Origin of the sequence: Bacteroides mediterraneensis (assembly GCF_016900355.1) — a bacterium.
GTDB lineage: Bacteria > Bacteroidota > Bacteroidia > Bacteroidales > Bacteroidaceae > Phocaeicola.
The window spans coordinates 19,325-43,455 of the sequence record NZ_JACJKA010000006.1 but is presented as its reverse complement, the minus strand read 5'-3'; the positions used below and the strand labels follow the sequence as shown (position 1 = coordinate 43,455).

General features: G+C 47.9%; 19 protein-coding genes. 10 read left to right on the top strand and 9 right to left on the bottom strand.

Annotation, left to right across the window (positions count from 1 at the left end; genetic code table 11):
- Positions 1-32 precede the first annotated feature (32 nt).
- From H6A28_RS05215 to ilvD, 4 genes are read right to left on the bottom strand one after another with little or no spacing between them, the layout of a single operon-like run.
- On the bottom strand, positions 33-779 hold the full coding sequence (locus H6A28_RS05215) for an acyl-[acyl-carrier-protein] thioesterase (RefSeq protein WP_204476352.1): 747 nt from the start codon (positions 777-779) through the stop codon (positions 33-35).
- Positions 780-783: 4 nt separating this feature from the next.
- Positions 784-1,338 (bottom strand): acetolactate synthase small subunit, encoded by a 555-nt coding sequence (gene ilvN, locus H6A28_RS05210; protein ID WP_204479205.1) that lies wholly within the window; start codon positions 1,336-1,338, stop codon positions 784-786.
- 19 nt (positions 1,339-1,357) lie between these two features.
- Positions 1,358-3,055, bottom strand: a complete 1,698-nt coding sequence (gene ilvB, locus H6A28_RS05205) for a biosynthetic-type acetolactate synthase large subunit (RefSeq protein ID WP_204479204.1) — start codon at positions 3,053-3,055, stop codon at positions 1,358-1,360.
- A gap of 10 nt (positions 3,056-3,065) precedes the next feature.
- Positions 3,066-4,868 carry a dihydroxy-acid dehydratase gene (ilvD, locus tag H6A28_RS05200; protein WP_204476355.1) on the bottom strand — a complete coding sequence of 601 codons (1,803 nt, stop codon included), beginning with the start codon at positions 4,866-4,868 and terminating at the stop codon, positions 3,066-3,068.
- Positions 4,869-5,467: 599 nt separating this feature from the next.
- Here ilvD and H6A28_RS05195 point away from each other — a divergent pair.
- On the top strand, positions 5,468-7,177 hold the full coding sequence (locus H6A28_RS05195) for a Gfo/Idh/MocA family oxidoreductase (protein WP_204476356.1): 1,710 nt from the start codon (positions 5,468-5,470) through the stop codon (positions 7,175-7,177).
- A 949-nt stretch (positions 7,178-8,126) separates the two neighbouring features.
- On the opposite strand, the gene H6A28_RS05190 is transcribed toward H6A28_RS05195, so the two are convergent.
- Entirely contained in the window at positions 8,127-9,872 is a 1,746-nt protein-coding gene (locus H6A28_RS05190) for a phospho-sugar mutase (RefSeq protein ID WP_204476357.1), read from the bottom strand.
- Between the two features lie 169 nt (positions 9,873-10,041).
- On the opposite strand from H6A28_RS05190, the gene H6A28_RS05185 reads away from it, so the two are divergent.
- The 7 genes from H6A28_RS05185 (at position 10,042) to H6A28_RS05155 (ending at position 18,050) form a co-directional block, all read left to right on the top strand.
- A complete protein-coding gene (locus H6A28_RS05185) occupies positions 10,042-11,703 on the top strand; it encodes a M23 family metallopeptidase (RefSeq protein WP_204476358.1) in 1,662 nt (553 codons plus the stop codon).
- A 37-nt stretch (positions 11,704-11,740) separates the two neighbouring features.
- Positions 11,741-13,390: a C69 family dipeptidase gene (locus tag H6A28_RS05180; protein WP_204479203.1), complete on the top strand. Its 1,650-nt coding sequence runs from the start codon at positions 11,741-11,743 to the stop codon at positions 13,388-13,390.
- Between the two features lie 88 nt (positions 13,391-13,478).
- Entirely contained in the window at positions 13,479-14,477 is a 999-nt protein-coding gene (locus tag H6A28_RS05175; protein ID WP_022354741.1) for a PhoH family protein, read from the top strand.
- Between the two features lie 43 nt (positions 14,478-14,520).
- A complete protein-coding gene (locus tag H6A28_RS05170) occupies positions 14,521-15,468 on the top strand; it encodes a phosphoribosylaminoimidazolesuccinocarboxamide synthase (RefSeq protein ID WP_204476361.1) in 948 nt (315 codons plus the stop codon).
- Between the two features lie 101 nt (positions 15,469-15,569).
- Complete coding sequence (gene ubiE, locus H6A28_RS05165) at positions 15,570-16,310, top strand: bifunctional demethylmenaquinone methyltransferase/2-methoxy-6-polyprenyl-1,4-benzoquinol methylase UbiE (RefSeq protein ID WP_204476362.1); 741 nt, start codon at positions 15,570-15,572, stop codon at positions 16,308-16,310.
- A gap of 18 nt (positions 16,311-16,328) precedes the next feature.
- Positions 16,329-17,072 (top strand): shikimate dehydrogenase family protein, encoded by a 744-nt coding sequence (locus tag H6A28_RS05160; RefSeq protein WP_204476363.1) that lies wholly within the window; start codon positions 16,329-16,331, stop codon positions 17,070-17,072.
- Positions 17,073-17,096: 24 nt separating this feature from the next.
- Positions 17,097-18,050, top strand: a complete 954-nt coding sequence (locus tag H6A28_RS05155) for an alpha/beta hydrolase (protein ID WP_204476364.1) — start codon at positions 17,097-17,099, stop codon at positions 18,048-18,050.
- 220 nt (positions 18,051-18,270) lie between these two features.
- On the opposite strand, the gene H6A28_RS05150 is transcribed toward H6A28_RS05155, so the two are convergent.
- Entirely contained in the window at positions 18,271-20,208 is a 1,938-nt protein-coding gene (locus tag H6A28_RS05150; protein WP_204476365.1) for an NAD(+) synthase, read from the bottom strand.
- Between the two features lie 196 nt (positions 20,209-20,404).
- Between H6A28_RS05150 and H6A28_RS05145 the strand changes: the two genes are divergently transcribed.
- Both H6A28_RS05145 and H6A28_RS05140 read left to right on the top strand, forming a co-directional pair.
- A complete protein-coding gene (locus tag H6A28_RS05145) occupies positions 20,405-20,827 on the top strand; it encodes a Fur family transcriptional regulator (RefSeq protein ID WP_204476366.1) in 423 nt (140 codons plus the stop codon).
- A 50-nt stretch (positions 20,828-20,877) separates the two neighbouring features.
- Positions 20,878-21,429 (top strand): NADH peroxidase, encoded by a 552-nt coding sequence (locus H6A28_RS05140; protein WP_204476367.1) that lies wholly within the window; start codon positions 20,878-20,880, stop codon positions 21,427-21,429.
- Positions 21,430-21,643: 214 nt separating this feature from the next.
- Here the strand turns inward: H6A28_RS05140 and H6A28_RS05135 are convergent, their stop codons facing one another.
- From H6A28_RS05135 to H6A28_RS05125, 3 genes are all read right to left on the bottom strand, one after another.
- Positions 21,644-22,828: a DUF418 domain-containing protein gene (locus H6A28_RS05135; protein ID WP_204476769.1), complete on the bottom strand. Its 1,185-nt coding sequence runs from the start codon at positions 22,826-22,828 to the stop codon at positions 21,644-21,646.
- 122 nt (positions 22,829-22,950) lie between these two features.
- Entirely contained in the window at positions 22,951-23,322 is a 372-nt protein-coding gene (secG, locus tag H6A28_RS05130; RefSeq protein WP_204476768.1) for a preprotein translocase subunit SecG, read from the bottom strand.
- Positions 23,323-23,328: 6 nt separating this feature from the next.
- Positions 23,329-24,129, bottom strand: a complete 801-nt coding sequence (locus H6A28_RS05125) for a tetratricopeptide repeat protein (RefSeq protein ID WP_204476772.1) — start codon at positions 24,127-24,129, stop codon at positions 23,329-23,331.
- Between the last annotated feature and the right edge of the window lie 2 nt (positions 24,130-24,131).

The window sequence follows — 24,131 nt, the reverse complement described above, 5'->3', positions numbered from 1 at the left end:
GCAGCCTTTCGGCTGCAAGTTGATATACTAATTTAATCTCTAAAAATCACTTTACTTCGAACAACCACTTCCGTGCCGTTCTTTTTCACTTCCACATCATATTCATTTTCTCCGGTCTGCTCCTGGAAGAAGCTCAACGTATCGCCGTAATAACTTTCGGCCACATAAGCCATCTCAAACCGGTGGACCTGTTTCTTTCGGAACATTTCCATAGGGAACAAATCCAGAATATGTTCAATGTATTTGATGCTGTTCACATGCCCGTTCAGGTCAATGTCACTGTATTTTACCCGATACTCTCCCATCGCCTGCGGATGTGTCACCTTGATACGTCCTGGCTTGTCAATCGGACAGTCTTTCTGACACACATAGTCCACAATCGAACCTCCGTGCAATGTCAGCAAATCAGCCGGCTTACGGGTCTCCATGCTGATCATTGCCCAAATGGAACGGGCGTATCCAATAGGCTTCCCATCCTTGTTCAGAATGGCAAAGTTACGGTCTGTAAACAAACGGTACACATTCTCCACCCATGTCTGTATGGTAAAGTGTTCGTAGGCATGCGGCATTTCTTCCATCTCAATTGCCAGACGTGAAAGCACCCACGTGTAATGATTCTCATTCAGCGTAGCGATACCAAATCCTCTGTCGGCCGCATGGAAGCCGGCGCAGTTCAGCAAATGATTGCCCAACACCCCCATCGTCAGCCGCTCCATAAAGTCCACATGAAACGGTTCGGCCACAAACGGATAACTACCTACTTTACTTTCTTCTGCCATACATTCACTTTTTTTGGTTGCGATATCTTTCTTCACGATGTGCCAGGTATTCGTTCACCCGTTCAAAACAGCTGGTAGAAACGGCAATACGACCGGAGCGCACAAACTGGAGCACACAATTCAACTGTTTCAGTTCCTGATAGAGCGAAGTGATATCTGCACTCATTCCCACCATTTCCACAATCGAGAAAGTCGGATTGACTTCCACGATATGGGCACTGTAACGGCGAATCACCTTGGATGCTTCCGGATTTGACTGGAATTCAGGAGTAGATACCTTATACATTGCCACTTCACGCTGGAAGATTTCCTTGTCCGTGAAATAATGTGCCTGAATCACATCCATTTTCTTTTCTATCTGTGTCACCACCTTGCCAATCACATCTGGAGTGGTCCAGCAGGTAATGGTGTATTTATGTACTCCCTTGATGGAAGAAGCCGACACATTCAGACTCTCGATGTTGATCTGGCGACGGGTAAACACTGCGGTAATCTGATTCAAAATACCGGCAATATTCTCTGAATGAACAATGATTGTATATAATGTTTTATTATCCATATTCTTCCTCCTTCTCCTCTCAACATTCCATTAACATATAGTTGACCGAACTTCCCGGAGGTGTCATCGGCAACACATTTCCTTCTTCTATTACACATACCTCCAGCAAGAAAGCGCCGTCGGTCGACAACATTTCCTGAATACCGTCGTTCAATTCCTCACGATTCATCACACGGCGTGAGGCGATTCCGTAAGCCGATGCAATCTGCATGTAGTCAGGATTCATCATCGGGGTGAAAGAATAACGACGGTTGAAGAACATGGCCTGCCACTGACGCACATTGCCCAGGTAATTATTGTTCAGCAGGATAATCTTGACCGGCGACTTCTGTTCCATAATCGTACCCAGCTCCTGCATGGTCATCTGCAAACCGCCATCCCCCATAAAGGCACATACTGTACGGTCGGGACGTCCAAATGTGGCTCCAATAGCGGCCGGCAAACAGAATCCCATGGTTCCCATACCGCCGGAAGTGACAATGCTACGAGGCTTGCTAAATTTAAAGTAACGGCACGCCATCATCTGATTCTGACCGACATCAGTTACCAGGATAGCTTCGTTGTGAGTGGCTTCACTAACCGCATTCACGACTTCACCCATATTGATAGGTCCCTCTTTCGGGAACACTTCCTTTTCGATGACCTGTGTGTATTCTTTCTCTTCATACGGCTTGAAGCTGGCAATCCACTCTTCGTGCTTATGCGGCTGAATCAGTTCGGTGAGCAGTGCAAGTGTCCGTTTGCAGTTACCCAAAATCGGCACATCTACCGGTACATTCTTCCCGATTTCCGACGGGTCTACATCCAGATGAATCACCTTAGCTTGTTTGGCATAGGTTTCCAACTTACCGGTTACACGGTCATCAAAACGCATACCCACTGCAATCAACACATCGCATTCGTTGGTCTTCACATTCGGTCCCAGGTTTCCGTGCATACCCAACATTCCTTTGTTCAAAGGATGATTGCTTGGCAATGCCGACAACCCCAGTAATGTACATCCGCAAGGGATATCTGCCTTTTCCACGAATTCTTTCAGTTCCTGCTGCGCATTGCCCAGTTCCACCCCCTGGCCTACCAATACCAGCGGACGCTTAGCTTCATTGATTAAAGCCACAGCCTCAGCCACAGCCGTTGAATCGGTTTCCGGGTCTGGATCATAACTACGGATGAGATCCAAATCCACCGGTTCATAGTCCGTCATTTCTACTTGTGCATTCTTGGCAAAGTCCAGCACTACCGGTCCCGGTCGTCCACTCCGTGCGATGTAAAACGCCCGAGCAACCGCCCAAGCCACATCCTCTGCACGGCGTATCTGATAACTCCATTTGGAAATAGGCTGTGTAATGCCCACCAAGTCGACTTCCTGAAACGCATCCGTACCCAGCAGAGAAGCTCCTACCTGACCGGCAATCACCACAATCGGCGTACTGTCAATCATGGCATCAGCCACACCTGTAATCGTATTGGTAGCGCCCGGTCCACTTGTTACCAGACAAACTCCGACTTCTCCCGATACACGGGCAAAACCCTGGGCCGCATGTGCAGCTCCCTGTTCATGACGAACCAAAATGTGGTTCAATTTGTCGCGATGGTCATACAACGCATCGAACACCGGCATGATAGCGCCTCCCGGATAGCCGAAGAGGGTCTTTACCCCTTCATGCTCCAAAGAACGCATCAACGCTTCTGAACCTGATATCTTTTCTTTACTCATAAGCTTCTCCTTATTCTACAATTCTCACTCCACCTTTATCTGCCGAACTTACCATGCTGGCGTATGCCTTCAATGCCTTTGAAACCTTGCGGTCACGGGTTACCGGCGCCATCGGACGCTGGGCCAGTTCCTCGTCGGAAAGTTTCACATTGATAGAACGGTTGGGAATGTCTATTTCAATGATGTCACCATCTACAATCTTACCTATGTTGCCTCCGGCTGCGGCTTCCGGAGAAATATGCCCGATGCTCAAACCGGAAGTTCCTCCACTGAAACGTCCGTCGGTAATCAAGGCACATTCTTTACCCAAATGCTTGGATTTAATATAAGAGGTAGGATACAGCATTTCCTGCATACCCGGACCTCCTTTCGGACCTTCGTGGGTAATGACTACCACGTCACCACTGACTACTTTTCCGCCCAGGATACCTTCACAAGCAGCTTCCTGCGAATCGAACACCTTGGCCGGGCCTGAGAATTTACAGATACTTTCATCCACTCCGGCAGTTTTCACTACGCAACCGTCTTGAGCGATATTTCCTTTCAATACGGCCAGTCCGCCATCCTTGCTGTACGCGTGCTGCAAGTCGCGGATACACCCGTTGGCACGGTCGGTATCCAACTCCTTGTAAGTAGCGTTCTGTGCCCCCAACTGGATACAGAATTTACCGCCCGGCGCACTTGAATAAATGCGCTGTGCTTCTGCATCTACATCCGGACGACAGATATTGTATTTGGTAATGGCTTCTGCCAATGTGGAACCGTCCACCCGATGTACGGTAGTATCCAACAGCCCCCCCTTGGCCAGTTCGCCCAAAATATTCAGAATACCTCCGGCACGGTTCACATCCTGAATGTGATATTTCTGTGTATTGGGAGCCACCTTGCAAAGACAAGGTACACGACGTGACAGCATGTCAATGTCGTCCATCTTGAAATCCACTTCTGCTTCGTAAGCCACCGCCAACAAGTGAAGCACCGTATTGGTAGAACCACCCATGGCAATGTCGAGGGTCATGGCATTCAGAAATGCCTCACGAGTTGCAATGCTGCGCGGCAACACGCTGTCGTCTCCTTCTTCATAATATTTATACGCGTTCTTCACAATCAGGGCCGCTGCATCCTTGAACAACTGCTTGCGATTGGCATGAGTAGCCAGAATCGTACCGTTGCCCGGCAAAGCCAGTCCGATAGCTTCATTCAAACAGTTCATTGAATTGGCGGTAAACATACCTGAGCAACTTCCGCAACCCGGACACGCATGGCGTTCAATTTCGGCTACATCCTCATCACTTACGGTCGTATCGGCCGACTTGATCATGGCATCAATCAAATCCAGATGCTGTCCGCCCCACTCTCCGGCTTCCATCGGTCCGCCTGACACGAACACCGTCGGAATATTCAATCGCATGGAAGCCATCAGCATTCCCGGTGTAATCTTGTCACAGTTGGAAATACACACCATGGCATCTGCCTTATGTGCATTCACCATATATTCTATGCTGTCGGCGATGATATCACGCGAAGGCAAAGAATACAGCATCCCGTCATGCCCCATCGCGATTCCGTCGTCGATGGCAATGGTATTGAACTCAGCCGCAAAGCATCCCAGCTTTTCAATCTCTGCCTTCACCTGCTGACCAATCTCATGCAAGTGTGTATGACCGGGTACAAACTGCGTAAAAGAGTTCACTATTGCGATGATTGGTTTCCCCATCATCTCCTTTTTCATTCCATTGGCCACCCACAGTGCTCTGGCACCTGCCATACGGCGGCCTTCGGTACTCATCGAACTACGTAACTGATGTTTCATTTTCATCTCTCTTTTCAATTAAAAAGCCTCTCTCAACACTTGGTGAGAAAGGCTTTCTACAATATCATTTTCATATCATTACATACACGAACCTTTCTCACCTCTTGGTGCCACGACCAGGACGCGAATAATATGCAGGACTGCCAGGTTCACGGATGTGTGTAATGTAATCATATTTGTTATCTCTTGTTTTATTACAGCTGCAAAGGTAAAGGCTTTTTTGTAACATGCAAATAAAATGACACTTTTTTTTCAAATAAATTATTATTCGTAAGAAACAATACGTTTTTCTTGTCAGTTTATCATCCAATATAAAATTTTCCCCTTCTAATCAGACCACCCTTAACTTTCAGATAAACACACAGTTCCACCTTGCTACATTATACTATAATGTATAATAGGATATATTATATTAATAAGGTATATTAAACCCGTTTTTGTTTATTAATTACTTTTCACATAATTCATTTTATTTCTTTTATAAGCATTAATCATTATTCTTTTTAATATGTACAGGTTTTATATAAAAAACTTTTGTGTAATAATGTTTTTTTATATCTTTGCCCCCAGTAAAATTCAACATCAAAACAACTAAAGCTATGAAACATTTTGGAAAATTGCTTTTAGGTGCTTGCACCGTATTAACTTTAACCTGTACACCGGCTCAAATGCTTGCACAGAGCCTTTCTCCTTCCACTCAATGGGAATGGAACAAAGGTACCATCGTCATCAAAACTCCTGAACGTCCGGCCGGACAAGAATGTGCACTCGGACTGACTGTTCCTAAAATGAATGTAGTCCGCGTAGGTTTCGTGGGACTGGGTATGCGTGGTCCGGGAGCCGTAGAACGCTTCACCTACATTGCCGGTACCAAAATCGTAGCTTTGTGTGATTACGAAAAAGACCGTGCTGAAAGATGCCAGAAACTCCTTCAGAAAGCTTGTCTGCCCGAAGCTGCCATCTATTCAGGTGCAGAAGGCTACAAAGCACTCTGCGAACGCGATGACATCGACTTGGTATACATTGCAGCCGACTGGGACCATCACTTCCCTATTGCCAAATATGCCATGGAACATGGTAAGAACGTAGCTATTGAAGTACCGTCTGCCATGAACCTAGAACAGTGCTGGGAGCTCATCAACTTGTCTGAAACTACGCGCAAACACTGTATGATTCTGGAAAACTGCTGCTATGACTGGTTTGAAATGAATACCCTGAACATGGCACAACACGGTGTGTTCGGTGAAGTAATTCGCGCACAAGGAGCTTACATCCACAACCTGGATGATTTCTGGCCTTATTACTGGAAAAATGGGAAAGAAGACAAATTGGGCTGGCGTCTGCGTTACAACAAGGAAAACCGCGGCGACGTATACGCTACTCACGGCCTTGGCCCTGTAGCTCAAGCACTCGACATTCACCGTGGCGACCGTATGACTACCTTGGTAGCTATGGATACGAAATCTGTACACGGTAAGGCATTGGTAGAAAAAGCAACCGGTGAACCTTGCGAAGAATTCCGCAACGGTGACCACACCACTACCCTGATCCGCACCGCCAACGGAAAAGTCATCGAAATCCAGCACGATGTCATGAACCCGCAACCTTATAACCGTTTGTATCAGTTGACTGGAACAAAAGGTTTCGCGAATAAGTATCCGATTGAAGGTTATGCAGTAGATGCCAACCAGATGAAGGCTTCTGGCGTACAGCCGAAGGTAGACAATCTGAGTTCTCACTCATTCCTTCCGGAAAAAGAGATGCAGGCATTGGTCGACAAATATCAGCACCCGATTCTGAAGAAATACGGTGAAATGGCCAAAGAAGTAGGTGGACACGGTGGTATGGACTTCATCATGGACAGCCGTCTGGTATACTGTCTGCAGAATGGACTGCCATTGGATATGGATGTATACGACTTGGCTGAATGGTGCTCACTGGCAGAACTGGGAGCCATTTCTATGGACAACGGTTGTGCAGCTGTTGCATTCCCGGACTTTACTCGCGGACACTGGAACGATGTAAAAGGATTCCACCATGCATTTGCCACTCCGGAAGAAGAAGCAGCTACTGAACTGACTGCCGAAACCGCTACTCTTGCTCTCAAAGCTCAGGGCATGAAAGAATGGTTGGCTAAGTCAAAGAAAGCCGATGTAAAGAAAGAAGAAGTAGAATCACACATCCAGCAGCTTTCAGAGCAACTGGACAAGACTCAGAAAAAAGCCAATGGTGCTGAAAGCAAGGAACTGAAAGAAGCCGTAAAACAAGCTGAAAAGATGTTGAAACAGGCTCAGAAATTGCTGAAATAACTAAAGGTATTAGTCTTCCATACAATTCACAAAGAAAGGCTGTCTTCCCCCCGAAGGCAGCCTTTTATCTTTTATGGCCATGGGTCATTTTCTCTTTCATCGCATGGTTTTTCAAATCACCTCCAAAGACTACTACTCTGTTCGCCAGTCTGCTATCGTACCTGTTTCAGATTAGGTGTTTCCATTCGAAAAATAGTTGGAAGCAACTATTGTAAGAAAGCTACGTTTCACTTCCTTATTCTTATGCGGGAACTGTCATTTTGCTCATTTTTTCTTCTTCAGAAAAGGAAATTCAGCCCTCAGGTCAATCCTCATGCACAAACTGTGCAGGAAAAGAAGTTCCGCAAATTCAAGGAGAAACAGAAAGCTCCCCAGAATAGAAGATAAAGAAAACAAGAAAGCTGTTTCAGCAACAAAAAGAACACCATGAAGTGAAATAAACTTTCATTCAGTCACGCCAGGAAATTCCAAATTCACGCTTGAAATAGAAAATAAAGTCCTCAAAAATCTTCATTTTAAGGCCTGCAAAAAAGACACAAGTGCGTTTGTCCGGAAGCTCCTAAGCGTTTGCCGGAAAACGCAAGGACGTTTGGAGTGAAACGCCTTTGCGTTTGCCTCCGAACGCCAAAGCGATTTTTCCGGATTTTCATTTTTCATTCTCCCGGGACGACCGTTCCACTCCCCTTCTACCCCCTCTACAGACCCCTGTGAGGCCGATGAGGTTTTCGGAGTCCCAAAGGCGGTTGCACAAAAGAGGCTTTTTACCGCCAAACACGGTTAGCAGCATCGGCCCATTCCGTCCTTTTTGACAGGGATTTCTCAAAACAGCAAACATTCTGACAAAAAAAAGAATGTCATTCCCGAAGCAAGAAAGACTCCTGAAAGTCTTTGCGGGAATGACATTCCTTATTTTAAATCATCCTGGCGGCGCACTCACACGCCCCGCATCTTAAATGCCCAAAGATTTCTTTACTGCATCTACTTTTTCTTTGGCATCGGCTACGGCACCTGCATAGCACTTCGGACAATGCATTTCGCCCTTGATTTCCATGTAGAACTTAATCTTAGGTTCTGTGCCGGAAGGACGTACAGAAACTTTTGTACCGTCGGCTGTAAAGAACTGAAGCACGTTGGAAGGTTCCGGCATATCCAGGTCTGTGGATTTTCCGGTGTTGTCGGTAGCCTTCAAGGTCTTGTAGTCTTTTACTAAAACCACTTCCGAACCACCCAGTTCTTTCGGCGGACATGCACGGAAGTTGTCCATCATGGCCTTGATTTCGTCGGCACCTGTCTTACCCGGTTTCACTACGTTGACAGTCACTTCCAGTGAGAAGCCGTATTCTACGTAGATTTCCATCAGTATGTCATACAAGGTCTTGCCCTGGTCTTTGGCCCATGCGCAGATTTCAGCCAGCAGTGAGCAGGCAGAAACGGCATCTTTATCACGTACGAAGTCTTCAGCCAGGAATCCGTAGCTTTCTTCACCGCCACCGATGTATTGTTCCTTGCCTTCACGCAGACGGATTTCACGGGCAATCCATTTGAAACCAGTGTAGCAGTCGAGCATCTTGATGTGATTCTTGTCGGCCACCTTCTTGATCAGCTCCGTGGTCACGATGGTCTTTACGATGAACTCGTTGCCTTTCATCTTGCCCATGGCGATACGGTTCTTGATGATGTAGTACAGGAAAATCAAGCAGGTCTGGTTACCGTTGATCAAGACCCATTCGCCCTTGCTGTCCTTGCAAGCCATACCCACACGGTCGGCATCCGGATCGGAAGCCATCACGATGTCGGCATCGATTTCCTTGGCCAGCTTGATGGCCAATGTCAGTGCTTCTGCATTTTCCGGGTTCGGTGATACCACTGTAGGGAAGTCGCCGCTCTTCACCATCTGTTCGGCCACGCAATGTACGTTCTCAAAGCCCCACAATTTGAGTGACTGCGGAATCAGTTTCATACCGGTACCGTGAATCGGCGTGTAGACAATCTTCAGGTCCTTCTGACGTTTGATCACTTCCGGGTCGATAGACAAGGTGTGTACCTGACGCAGGTATTCGTCGTCAATTTCCTTACCGATAATCTGAATCAGTTCCTTGTTGCCCTGGAACTTGATTTCGCTCACGCTGGAAATCTTGTTCACTTCGTCGATGATACCCTTGTCGTGCGGAGCCAGTACCTGTGCACCGTCGTCCCAGTAAGCCTTGTAACCGTTGTATTCTTTCGGGTTGTGAGAAGCTGTGATGTTGATACCGCTCTGGCAACCCAGGTGACGGATGGCAAATGACATTTCCGGTGTAGGGCGCATGTCATCGAACAGATATACCTTGATACCGTTGGCCGTGAAGATGTCGGCAGAAATTTCCGCAAACTTGCGGCTGTTGTTGCGGCAGTCGTGACCTACCACTACCGAGATGTCTTTCTTTCCGGCAAAGCATTTGTTCAGGTAGTTGGCCAAGCCCTGTGTAGCGGCACCTACCGTGTAGATATTCATTCTGTTGGAACCGGCTCCCATGATGCCGCGCAAACCACCTGTACCAAATTCAAGGTCTTTATAAAAAGCATCAATCAATTCCGACTTATCGGGATTTTCAAGCATGCGTTTCACTTCAGCCTGTGTTTCGGCATCGTAGGCAGGCGTCAGCCATGTCTGAGCTTTCTCAGTACACTGTTGAATCAATTCATTGTTTTCCATGATTATACTGTTTTATAAATAATAAATTGCATATCAATACACTGACAAAAATAGACCATTCGGATAAATTATCCTAATAAAAAACGACGTATTTTTTAGAGTCATTCCAAAAAGATTGCAGCTTCAGGATTTCTTAATATCTTTGTAACCGCTTAACAAATACGAAAAAATGAGACAAAAAATGATACTGGCACTGGCCTTGGCGGGGGTACTCTCCGGACAGGCCCAGAATGCCACCGACAACTACTTCCGTTCTCCGTTCGACTTCCCGATTCTGCTCAGTGCCAACTTTGGCGAACTGCGTCCCAATCATTTCCACAACGGGCTGGACATCAAGACACAAGGGGTAACCGGCAAACCCATTTACTGCATTGCCGACGGCTACGTATCGCGTGTGGCGGTATTGCACGGAGGATACGGACAGGCCCTCTACATCACTCACCCCAACGGACTGACTTCGGTGTACGGACACGTGGTTTCATTTGCCAAGAACATACAGGCTTACGTGCGCCAATACCAGTATGCGCACGAAACATTTACCTGCGACCTGAAATTCCAACCCGGACAGTTCCCGGTGAAGAAGGGGGATATCATTGCCCTGAGCGGCAACGAGGGGGCTTCGGCTGGACCTCACCTGCACCTGGAGCTGCGGCAGACGGAAACGGGGGAATACATTGACCCCATGCCTTATTTCAAGCGTTTCCTGAAAGACAGCAAGGCGCCCGTGGCCAGCCTCATCGGCATTTATCCCATCCAGGGAGAGGGCGTGGTGAACGGCAGCACGAAAAAGAAGCTGCTCAACGTAAATGCCCTGAGACAGCCCATCCACGCATGGGGGAAAATCTATACGGGCATCAGCGCCAAGGATTACATGGATGGTACCTCGAACTTCTATGGCGTACACTCGGTCACGCTTTATGTGGACTCGGTACAGGTGTTCAACAGTACAACCGACCGGGTACTGCCCGACGAGAACCGCATGATCAACGGGTTTACGGACTACGACGAACTGACTCGCACACGACGGCTGATTATGCGTTCCTATAAGTTGCCCGGCAACCGGCTCCGGCTGCTCCGCACGGATGAGAACCGAGGTGCCGTGGACATCAACGAGGAACGGGACTATCATTTCCGCTACGTGCTGGAAGACAATTTCGGCAACCGCAGAACATATAAGTTTACCGTCAAGGGCAAACGACAGGACATTCCTGCCTACAAGCCGGAGGCCGATGAAATGCTCTACTGGAACCGAACCAATGTCATCCAGCAACCGGGCATGGAACTGGTGGTGCCCCGCTACTACGTATATGACAACGTGCCGCTCCACACCCGTGTCAAAGGGGACAGCTCGCACATTGCCTTCGACTATGTGCTGGATGCGGGACGGACACCAATCCACAGCTACTGCGACTTGTCCATCGGCCTGCGCCACAAACCAGTGGCTGACACCACGAAATACTACATCGTGCAGAAGGCCGGCAAATGGCGGAGTTCCATGGGCGGGAAATATGAGAACGGATGGGTCAAGACCCGGATACGTTCTCTCGGCACCTTCTCTGTCGACGTGGATACCGTGGCGCCGAGAATCACTCCTGTCGGACAGGGCGGATGGCGCAGCAACCGGCAAATCCGGTTCCGCATCAGTGACGCCGAATCGGGTATCGGCACCTACAAGGTGTACATTGACGGGAAGTTTGTCCTCTTCGGCTTGAAGAAAGGCATCCTGGTGATACAAGACCCGGAAAAGGTGAAAAAGGGAGTTCCTCACAAGGCCGAGGTGACCGTGACCGACCAATGCGGAAACACGGCCCGCAAGGAATACAAGTTCTGAAAGAATCAATAACTCAAATCATAAACAATCTACCTACATGAAAATGAAAAAAATAATGCTGGCTGTCTTTCTGCTGACAGCATGTATTGCCAACGGATGGGCATGTACCAACTTCATTGTCGGAAAGAAGGCTTCGGCCGACGGTTCCATCATCGTTTCTTACTCGGCCGACTCTTACGGCATGTTCGGCTACCTGTGCCACTACCCGGCTGCCCAGCATGCACCGGGCGAAATGCGCGACATCTACGACTGGGATTCGGGCAAATACCTGGGCAAAATCAAGGAAGCCAAACAGACCTACAACGTCATCGGCAACACGAACGAGTTTCAGGTGACCATCGGAGAAACCACTTTCGGCGGACGTCATGAACTGGTGGACAGCACCGGTATCATGGACTACGGAAGCCTGATTTACGTGGCCCTGCAACGTTCGCGTACGGCCAAGGAAGCCATCAAAATCATGACCGACCTGGTGAAAGAATACGGTTATTACAGCAGCGGTGAATCGTTCTCGATTGCCGACCCGAACGAAGCCTGGATCATGGAAATGATTGGAAAAGGACCGGGCGTGAAAGGGGCTGTATGGGTGGCTGTCCGTATTCCGGACGACTGCATTGCCGCTCATGCCAACCAGAGCCGCATCCACAAGTTCGACATGAACGATAAGGAAAACTGCCTGTATGCACCCGACGTGATTTCCTTTGCCCGCGAAAAAGGCTATTTCAGCGGCAACAACAAGGACTTCAGCTTTGCCGATGCTTACTGCCCGCTCGATTTCAGCGGCCTGCGTTTCTGCGAGGCACGTGTGTGGAGCTTCTACAACATGTTCAGCAAGGAAACTGGAAAATCTTACCTTTCTTATATCCAAGGCGAAAGCAAAGAGCCGATGCCACTTTACGTGAAACCGGACCAGAAGATTTCAGTACGCGACATCCAGCATGCCATGCGTGACCACTACGAAGGCACTCCGCTCGACATCACCAAGGACATGGGTGCCGGCTGTTTCGAGATGCCTTACCGCCTGTCGCCGCTGACCTTCAAGGTGGACGGACAGGAATATTTCAACGAACGCCCCATCTCTACCCAGCAGAGTGGTTTCGTATTCGTGTCACAGATGCGTTCCAACCTGCCCGACGCCATCGGCGGTGTGCTCTGGTTCGGTCTGGACGACGCCAACATGACGGTCTTCACTCCGGTGTACTGCAACACGGACAAAGTGCCTTATCCTTACCAGCAGGGACACGGTGACTGCGTGACCTTCTCATGGGATTCCGCTTTCTGGATTTACAACTGGGTGGCCGACATGATCCGTCCGCGCTACAACCTGATGGTGGAAGACATGCGCACCGTGCAGAACAGCCTGGAAGATACTTATGCGCAGGCACAGGAAGGCATTGAAAGCACCGCCTTGAAACTGTATCAGCAAGACCCGGCCAAAGCCAAGGAATTCCTGACCAACTACACGCAGATGACGGCACAGACTGCCGTAGACAGCTGGAAGAAACTGGGCGAATTCCTCATCGTACGCTACAACGACGGCGCCGTGAAACGCATGCAGAACGGACAGCTGCAACGTCCGACTACCGGCAACACGGCTCCGCTGGACCGCCCGGGATACAGCAAGGAATTCTTGCAGGAACTGGTGAAATCGACCGGCGAACGCTACAAAATGAAAGAACTGAAGTAAGCAGATTTTCTTCTGCTTTCTCGTTCTACAATCAAAAGTTATGATTATTTTTGCAAAAAATAAATACAAGCGAATCTGAAGAAACTCAATGATAGAGAAACATATCGTACTCGAAGATATTGACCCGGTGATCTTCTATGGCGTGAACAATGCCAACATGCAGATGATCAAGGCCCTGTTTCCCAAGCTGCGGATTGTGGCGCGCGGAAACGTCATCAAAATCATGGGAGACGAGGAGGAAATGTGCGCTTTCGAAGAGGCCGTCCTGGCTCTGGAAAAACATTGCGTGCAGTACAACTCGCTCAATGAAGAAGTCATCCTGGACATCGTGAAGGGCAATGCCCCGAAAATTGAAAAGACGGGCGATGCCATCGTGTTCAGCGTGACGGGCAAGCCGATTACTCCGAGAAGTGAAAACCAGTTGAAGCTGGTGCGCGAATTCGAAAAGAATGACATGATTTTTGCCATCGGTCCGGCGGGTTCAGGAAAGACCTACACGGCCATCGCCCTGGCGGTACGGGCTCTGAAGAACAAGGAAATCAAGAAAATCATCCTCAGCCGTCCGGCCGTAGAAGCGGGCGAGAAACTGGGATTCCTGCCCGGCGACATGAAGGACAAGATTGACCCTTACCTGCAACCGCTATACGATGCGCTTCAGGACATGATTCCGGCGGCCAAGCTGAAGGAATACATGGAACTGAACGTCATCCAGATTGCACCGCTGGCCTTCATGCGCGGACGTACGCTGAACGACGCAGTGGTCATCCTGGACGAAGCGCAGAACACCACCACCCAGCAGATCAAGATGTTTCTCACCCGAATGGGTATGAACACCAAGATGATTGTGACGGGCGACATGACGCAGATTGACCTTCCCGCCTCGCAGACTTCGGGACTCGTGCAGGCCATGAAAATCCTGAAAGACGTGAAAGGCATCAGCTTCATCGAACTGAACAAGAAAGACATTGTCCGCCACAAACTGGTGACCCGCATCGTGGAAGCCTACGAGAAATTCGAGGAGAAAGAGAAAGCGGAAAGAAAACAACTACGTGCTGCCAGAGAAGCCGAAAAGACTCCACAGGCATAAACACACATAACAGAATCTATTCATTACTAAACATAACAAGACAATGAGTAAAGCTTTAACAAAAACAGACTTCCACTTTCCTGGACAGAAAAGTGTGTATCACGGAAAAGTACGTGATGTGTACAACATCAACGATGAAAAGTTAGTAATGGTTGCTACCGACCGTATCTCGGCATTCGATGTCGTGCTGCCGGAAGGTATCCCTTATAAAGGACAGATGCTGAACCAGATTGCGGCTAAATTCTTGGACGCTACCACAGACATCTGCCCGAACTGGAAACTGGCCACTCCCGATCCGATGGTTACCGTGGGCGTGATGTGCAAAGGTTTCCCTGTAGAAATGATTGTACGCGGCTACCTTTGCGGAAGCGCATGGCGTGCCTACAAGGGCGGTGTGCGTGAAATCTGCGGCGTGCGTCTGCCGGAAGGCATGAGAGAAAACGAGAAATTCCCTCACCCGATCATCACTCCGACTACCAAGGCTGAAATGGGTATGCACGACGAAGACATCTCCAAAGAAGAAATCCTGACCAGAGGACTGGCTACTCCGGAAGAATATGCCATCCTGGAGAAATATACCCTGGCGTTGTTCGAACGCGGTACGCAGATGGCGGCTGAACGCGGCTTGATTCTGGTAGACACGAAATATGAATTCGGAAAGCACAACGGCGAAATCTACCTGATGGACGAAATCCATACACCGGACTCCAGCCGTTACTTCTACTCAGAAGGTTATCAGGAACGCTTCGAAAAAGAAGAACCGCAGAAACAGCTTTCAAAGGAATTCGTACGCGAATGGCTGATGGCCAACGGCTTCCAGGGCAAGGAAGGCCAGCAGGTGCCTGAAATGACTCCGGCCATCGTGGAATCTATCAGCGACCGCTACATCGAGTTGTTTGAGCACATCACAGGCGAAAGCTTCGTAAAAGGTGACACAGACAACCTGGCCAAACGTATCGAAAAGAACGTAACTGACTATTTGTTGCTTTAATTTAAAAGCATCTGACCTTAATCTCCCTTTGTGGAATGAAAACGGCTTTCATTCCCAGAGGGAGATTCACCATTACATTGTCCCATCTTAACTTTCCACGCATGTCTCATTATCCACAAGAAAATATCAAGCCATACAACGAAAAAGAGGGCAAGGCTGCCCAGGTAGAGAAAATGTTCGACCACATCGCACCGGCATACGACAACTTGAACCACCTGATGTCATGGGGCATCGACAAAAGCTGGCGACGGAAGGCTATCCGCCTGCTGGAACCTTATCATCCCCAACACATCATGGACGTGGCTACCGGTACGGGCGATTTCGCTATCCAGGCCTGCCAGATGCTGCAACCGGCCGAACTGATTGGTACGGATATTTCAGAAGGCATGATGAACGTGGGACGCGAGAAAGTGAAACAACTGGGACTCGACAAACAGATTTCGTTTGCCAAAGAAGATTGTACGGCACTGTCCTTCCCCGAAAACCGGTTTGATGCCATCACGGTGGCATTCGGAATCCGTAACTTTGAGCATCTGGACAAAGGCCTGAAAGAAATGTACAGAGTACTGGTACCCGGCGGACATCTTGTCATTCTGGAACTGTCGGAACCGGCACATTTCCCCATGAAACAAGGCTATGCACTTTATTCCAAATTCGTGATTCCGGCCATGGGCTGGCTGCTCTCGAAAGACCGCAGCGCCTATACCTATCTGCCCGAATCGATCAAGGCTTTCCCGCAAGGAGAAGTCATGCAGGGAATTATCCGGAAAGCGGGGTTCAGCGAAGTGAAATTCAAACGTCTGACCATGGGTACGTGTACACTCTATTTCGCGACAAAATAACTAATATCTTTGAACCTTATGAAAAAATTTGGCTTAATCGGTTATCCGCTTGGACATTCTTTTTCCAAGAACTTTTTCAATGAAAAATTCCATTCAGAAAATATTGATGCCGAATATGTGAATTTTGAGATTCCAAGCATCGAAGAATTTCCGCAAATCATCAAAACCAATCCGAACCTGGCAGGACTGAACGTCACGATTCCTTACAAGGAAAAGGTCATCTCTTATCTGGATGAACTGGACAAAGACGCACAGGAAATCGGAGCTGTCAATGTCATCAAGGTGGAGCATACCAAAGGAGGCGTCAAGTTAAAAGGATACAACTCTGACCTCATCGGCTTTGTCCAATCCATTGAAGCGCTATTGGAGCCCTATCACAAGAAGGCGTTGATTTTAGGCACAGGGGGAGCATCGAAAGCCATACACCAGGGATTGAAACAACTGGGACTGGAAACGCTGTTCGTTTCACGCAGCAAACACAATGATGAAGTCATCACGTACGAAGAGATTACACCTGAAATCATGCAGGACTACAAGGTCATCGTGAACTGTACGCCGGTAGGCATGTATCCGAAAGCGGATGAGTGTCCGAATATCCCCTACGAACTGCTGACTCCACAGCACCTGCTGTACGACTTGCTTTACAACCCGAACACTACGCTTTTCATGAAGAAAGGTAGCGACCAGGGAGCCATTGTCAAGAACGGGCTGGAAATGCTCTTGTTGCAGGCTTTCGGAGCATGGGATATCTGGAACAGCTAACCACCGACTCAACATCCATTTTCAATGACTATCAAAAAGAAGATTCTCTGGTCGGCAGTCGTTCTGCTACTGCTGGCCATGGGAATTATTACAGGCGGAAGCTTCTATCTGATTGATTTCGCCCTCCGCCCGGATAACCGGGGGAAAGACATGGAAGGTTCGGAAACTTTCATGCGAAAGGAATATCCTCAGATTGTCCAATGGCTGGACAGCCTGAAAAGCACACAGGCGCTGCGGGATACGTTTATTCTTGCGCCCGACGGCATTCGGATGCACGCGTTTTATGTCCGTGCCTCCCGCCCTACAACTCACACGGCGATTATCGTACACGGCTATACGGACAATGCCATCCGCATGTTTCATATCGGCTATCTCTACAATCATTCACTAGACTATAATATTTTGTTGCCGGACCTGCGCTATGCGGGACTGACGGAAGGGGATGCCATCCAAATGGGATGGCTGGACCGGAAGGACGTCAGGCAATGGATAGACGTGGCACCAGCCTTGTTCGGGGATTCCTTGCAGACGGTGGTGCACGGCATCTCCATGGGGGCGGCCACCACTATGATGCTGTCGGGGGATACGACGCCCGACTACGTGACTTGCTTTGTGGAAGACTGCGGCTATACCAGCGTGTGGGACCAGTTCAGCAAAGAACTGAAAGATTTGTTCGGCTTGCCTCCTTTTCCATTACTCAACACGGCCAGCAGGATTTGCCAACTACAGAACGGATGGAATTTTCAGGAAGCTTCGGCGCTGTCACAAGTAGCGAAATGCCGCAAGCCCATGCTGTTCATCCACGGCGACAACGACGACTTTGTACCGACGTGGATGGTGTACAAGCTTTATGAGGCCAAACCAGCTCCCAAGGAACTATGGATTACGGAGGGTGTGGACCATGCCCATTCCTACAAACTGTATCCGGAAGAATATACAGAACGGGTAAAGGCATTCACTGAAAAGTACTTGCACTAACTCTCAGAAGAAGGTGGTCTTAATATAGAAGCACTAAACAGGCCGACTTACAATCCCTACATGATACAAAAAAATCTCCTGCTTCGTCCTCATTTATCTTCAATGAAAGAACGAAAGCAGGAGATTTTTTATATTGAAATTCCAATTAATCAAATATTGACTTTCACGATTTTATTTCTTTGAGAGAGACGCTTTCTGCATCGGTCTGCCTCTCTCCGAATCAAGCCTGAAGTTCCTCACATTCTTTCAGCCACAGTGCTGCACTGGCATCGCTCGGCATACGCCAGTCGCCTCGCGGACTCAAAGACACGGAACCGACTTTCGGACCATCGGGCAGACAAGAACGCTTGAACTGCTGGGCAAAGAAACGACGATAGAAGTTCGTCAGCCATTTCTTGATGGTCGTGCTGTCGTACGTACCACGGAAGGCAATCTCGGCCAGATAGAAAATTTTAGCCGGACGGAAGCCGAAACGCAGGAAGTGGAACAAGAAGAAATCGTGCAGCTCATAAGGGCCTACCAAGTCTTCGGTCTTCTGCTTGATGTTGCCGTTCTCGTCGGCCGGTATCAGTTCCGGACTGATTGGGGTATCGATGATGTCGAGCAGGGTATTGCGGGACAAGGTATCCACTCCCGTCTGTGCCACCCAGTTGACCAGATAGCGGACCAAAGTCTTGGGGATGCTGGCATTCACACCATACATCGACATGTGGTCACCGTTGTAAGTGGCCCATCCCAAGGCAAGTTCCGACAAATCGCCGGTACCGATGACCAATCCGCCCAGCTTGTTGGCGTAATCCATCAGAATCTGCGTCCGCTCGCGGGCCTGTCCGTTCTCGTAAGTCACATCGTGTACCGACATGTCCTGACCGATATCCTGGAAATGCTGGATGCAGGCATCCTTGATGCTGATTTCCTTCGTCGTCACTTGCAGAGAGGCCATCAAAGAGAGGGCATTGTGATACGTGCGGTCGGTGGTTCCGAAACCCGGCATGGTTACGCCCACGATTCCCTTACGCGACAAGCCCAACTTGTCGAAAGTCTTGACACAAACCAACAGAGCTAACGTAGAATCCAGTCCTCCGGAAATACCTAATACGACCGTATTGCAATGGGTATGTACCAGACGCTTGGCCAGACCCGCCACCTGAATGGAGAAAATTTCTTCGCAACGTTCGTCCAACTGACGGGTACCGGAGGGCACAAACGGATGAGGTTCTACCGGACGGGTCAGACTCAGTCCGCGCATCGGAACCAAGTCCGTGCTGATATGCTGCACAGGTATTTCCTGGTGCATCCGTATGCTGGCTGAAAAAGTGGTGTTCACCAGACGCTCCCCTCTCAGACGCTCCACATCAATCTCGCTGATGACCAGCTGTTCTTCGAAAGAGAAACGGTCGGAAGCGGCAAGCAGGCTGCCATTTTCATAAATCAGGGCATTCCCTGCGAAAACCACGTCGGTAGTCGATTCTCCAAAGCCACAGGAAGAGAACACATAGCCCGCCAGGCACCGTGCCGACTGCTGCGCCAGCAAAGAACGGAGGTACTGGTGCTTGCAGATATTTTCCGTATCCGCCGACAGATTAAAAATGATTTCTGCTCCCTTTAAGGCTAAAGTGGAACTGGGAGGAACCGGAGCCCATACATCTTCACAAAGTTCCACGCCAAAACAAACTTCCAACGTATCGAACAGCAGATGCGCACTCATGGGAACAAGCTGTCCGCAAAGGCGGACGGTAGTCGAATCGGGATGAGCCGCCGAAGAAGTAAACCAGCGCTGCTCGTAGAATTCTTTATAATTAGGAAGATAAGTCTTCGGTACAAGTCCTAAAATCTTGCCTTTTTGAAAAACAACCGCACAATTCATCAAAGTGGAATTTACCATCACCGGCATACCGACAATAGAAATAATATCCAACTGACGGGTGTTATTGACAATCTGCATCAAAGCGAACTCTGCCTGCTCCAGCAACAAACTCTGGGCAAACAAGTCTCCGCAAGAATATCCCGTCAAGTTCAATTCCGGAAAAACAATAATCTGTACGCCCTTTCCATCGGCTATGACAATCTGTTTCTCAGTCTGTTGTGCATTAAACTTGCAATCGGCTACCTTCACTGCAGGAATGGCAGCGGCCACTTTTACAAAACCAAATCTCATATAAAGTTGTTATATATTATATAGTGGTGCAAAAATAAACAATATTTACACACCCCCCTATGCGAAAACGAGAGTTTTTTAACATAGGAACATAAAGTAAAAAAAACAAAAAACATCGCATTCTATTTGTTAGAATAGAAAATATTTGTATATTTGCCCTCGAATTAGAATTGTAATAATTACAGAATTGAAAAATATGACAGCATACGAATATTTGCTCGACCATGAGATTAAGCCCTCAGTACAACGCATTGCCATCATGGACTATTTGCTTAAACACAAAACCCATCCATGCATTGACGAAATTTATACCGCGCTGTGCAAGGAAATCCCTACGCTCTCAAAGACTACAGTGTATAACACACTCAAGTTATTCGTAGAGCATGGTGCCGCAAAGATGCTGACCATTGACGAAAAAAATGCCTGCTTTGACGGCGACATGCAACCGCATGCACATTTTCAATGCAAGGTTTGCAACAAGATATTTGATGTACCTGCCAAAATAGACCCAAGTGAAGCCGAAATGTTCCAAAGAGACGGTTTTATCGTGGAAGAAGTACACCAATATTACAAAGGTATCTGCCCGGAGTGCACAGGCAAAGACATTACAAAGAATTAAAGGACATAACTTATTAATATATAACTAACTACTTAAAATTTATTTGACGTATGAAGAAATTTATCTGTACAGTTTGTGGTTACATCTATGAAGGTGAAGCAGCTCCTGAAAAATGCCCGATGTGTAAAGCTCCTGCTTCTAAGTTCAAAGAACTGGAAGAAACTGTAGATGGTTTGCAGTTTGTAGACGAACACGTAATCGGCGTAGCTAAAGGTTGCGACGACGAAATGATCAAAGACCTGAACAACCACTTCATGGGTGAATGTACTGAAGTTGGTATGTACTTGGCCATGAGCCGTCAGGCTGACCGCGAAGGTTATCCAGAAGTAGCTGAAGCTTTCAAACGCTATGCTTGGGAAGAAGCTGAACACGCTGCTAAATTCGCTGAACTGCTGGGTGACTGCGTATGGGATACTAAGACAAACTTGGAAAAACGTATGAACGCTGAATGCGGTGCTTGCGAAGACAAGAAACGTATCGCTACTCGCGCTAAACAGCTGAACTTGGATGCTATCCATGACACAGTTCATGAAATGGCTAAAGACGAAGCTCGTCACGGAAAAGGTTTCGAAGGTCTGTACAACAGATACTTCAAGAAATAATTGAAAGCACCGACTTTCACTACAAAAAAGAGAGAGACCGCCTCAATCCGAGGACGGTCTCTCTTTTTTTATATCTGCAACTCCATTTCAGTACTTTCTGGGGAGTACCAGAGTACTTCCAAGAAAGTACCGTAGTACTTCTTCGGCAGTACTGGAATACTCCCTTGGAAGTACTGGAATATTTTTTGAGAAAGTACGGAGAGAAGGCAACTGATTAACTGACTGTTTTTCCCAGCCAAGTCAGTTTATGCCAAAGGGTCTCCAGCGGACCGCGCTTGAAATGCCGGAACCACCAATGGGCAAAGGCCAGCTGCAACAGGAAAAAGACAATTCCCACGCACAGGCTGACCGTCGTACCGCAATACTGGTGCAAGGCCAATCCGTAACCGAAATACAGGAAACTTCCGATGACTGACTGCATGATGTAATCGGTCAGACTCATTCTTCCATAAGGCACCAGAATCTTCTGTATCTTGCCCTTTCCCATCCAGAAAAGCAACAGGAACACCGACACCATGGTCAGCATGAAACAGAAATTATACCATGAATTCAGGATGGTTTTCAGACTGTCCAGCATCAAAGGCTGAGACACTAACGAGAAGACAAAGGTTTTGACAAAATAAAACACCACTGCCAGTGGAAGAGAAAAGCACAACACGTAAGTCCAGAAGTTGCGGGAACGTCCCAAGGCCGTTTCTGAAGATGAATCAAAATAACCCATCCGACCCATCCACAGGCCAAGCACAAACAAGGCACAGGTCTGGAACACCCTTCCGTAACACCACGCCCAGTTCAGACTGGCCAACTGACCGATGGTAAAGTTCATTTTCACCATCTCCCACCAGGAATCCCCTCCCAACTGCGGATACACATCGCCCAACGAGAAGATTATCTGGCGGGGTGCATAATCCGGACTGAGCCATCCACATACTACTTTGATCCATTCCACCGGCTGAAGCATCAGTATGACAGACAAAATCAACAAAGACCGGTTCTTCCAGTGACGGACGGGTACAAGGATGAAACCTAAGATGGCATAAAGCACCAATATCTCACCGGGGAAAAACAAGGAATTCACAAATCCGAATCCCAGCAAAAGCACCAGTCGCCACATGTAGCGTCCTTTGAAATCCTCTCCCCGCTTGGCGGCACTACGGCTCTGCAAATAGAAAGTGAACCCAAAGAGCAAAGCAAAAATGGCGTAAGCCTTTCCTGAAAACAGAAAGAACAACATATCCCACAACGTCTGGTCCAAATTCGCCAGTGTCGGAGAAGAGGTTTCGGGAAAAGAATAAAAATTGAAATGTTCGATATTGTGGAGCAGGATAATCCCCATCACTGCAAATCCTCTCAGCGCATCGATGGCCAGGATTCGCTCTTTTTTCTGTATGTTTTCCATAAAAGATTTAATTCACAAAAAAAGAAAACGGAAAGCCGTGGTAATTATCCTCCGGATTTCCGTTTTCTCGCCCAAAATGAATGAGCTAATCAGCCCTCATTTTGTCTACTATTTTTTTATTCTCACTTCTTGGTAGAATCAGTTGCAGCAGCCGGAGCAGTTGTAGCAGCTGCGTCTTTCTGAGGAGCAGCAAAACCTGCAGGAGCATTCAACGGATTAGTTTTCTGTTCTTTCACTGCCTGGTCCATGATGACTGAAGAACCTTCGGTCTGAGAAGGAACCACGTATGCAGTAGCTACGCTGACAATTACCATAAATGCAGCCAATCCCCAAGTCAGTTTTTCAATAAAATCAGTTGTCTTGCGAACTCCCATAATCTGATTGGAAGATGCAAAGCTGGAAGAAAGACCTCCTCCTTTAGAATTCTGTATCAATACCACGAAGCACATCAATACAGCTGCGAGTACCATTAATACGACAAATAATAAATACATTTTCTTTTATTTTGATTTAGCGTTAATAATCAACTTCTCTAAAAACCTAATTTGGTCTGCAAAGTAAGTATTTTTTTTCGGATATTTCAAATTTAATTTTTTAATAATTTCCAGCGCCTTATCATATCTCTGCTGTTTAACATAAATTTTAGCCAAGGTTTCGGTAAAATAATTTTCTTCGTCCTCCGGTTCAGGCTGTTCCGCGTCCGTATGCTCCTGTTCGTCTTCTTTTTCGGATGCTTCCTCGCCTGATTCCTCCAAAGCAAGCATTTCCTGAGACCACGCATCTGCCAGACGTTGTTCTTCTTTTTTCACTTCTTCCTTGGAGTCCTTTTCAATGAAGCTGTCAATCAGTTCCTGCCCCCTGAGAGGAGCTGATTCCGTTTTCTCAGTTGAAAGTCCTTCTGCCAGCACAGAAGTATAATCCACGGCTTCGGCCGGCAATGGAAGCAAATTATCCGTCGTAGCCCCACAGGTATCCGAAAGGAAACGGTCAATCAGGTCCAACGTCCGGTCTTCTGCGCCCACCACAGGCGTATTATCAGCTGTTTCCGCGTGCTGCTTAATCTTAAAATGCTCTCCTTCGATGGCATAAAACAACACGCTCAGATCGGCTACGAACAGAGCTCCCTTACGCAACTCATCTTGAAAAGACGGGTCGTGCAACAAAAACAAATTCTTCAGATACAAAATCCGGGCCGTCTGAAAATAAGGATAACGTTCCAAGAGGTTTTTCAGTTCATACAAACTCTCCGTATCCAACGACTCCGGATGCTCAATCCATTGCTGTAACCGCTGCTGTATCATCA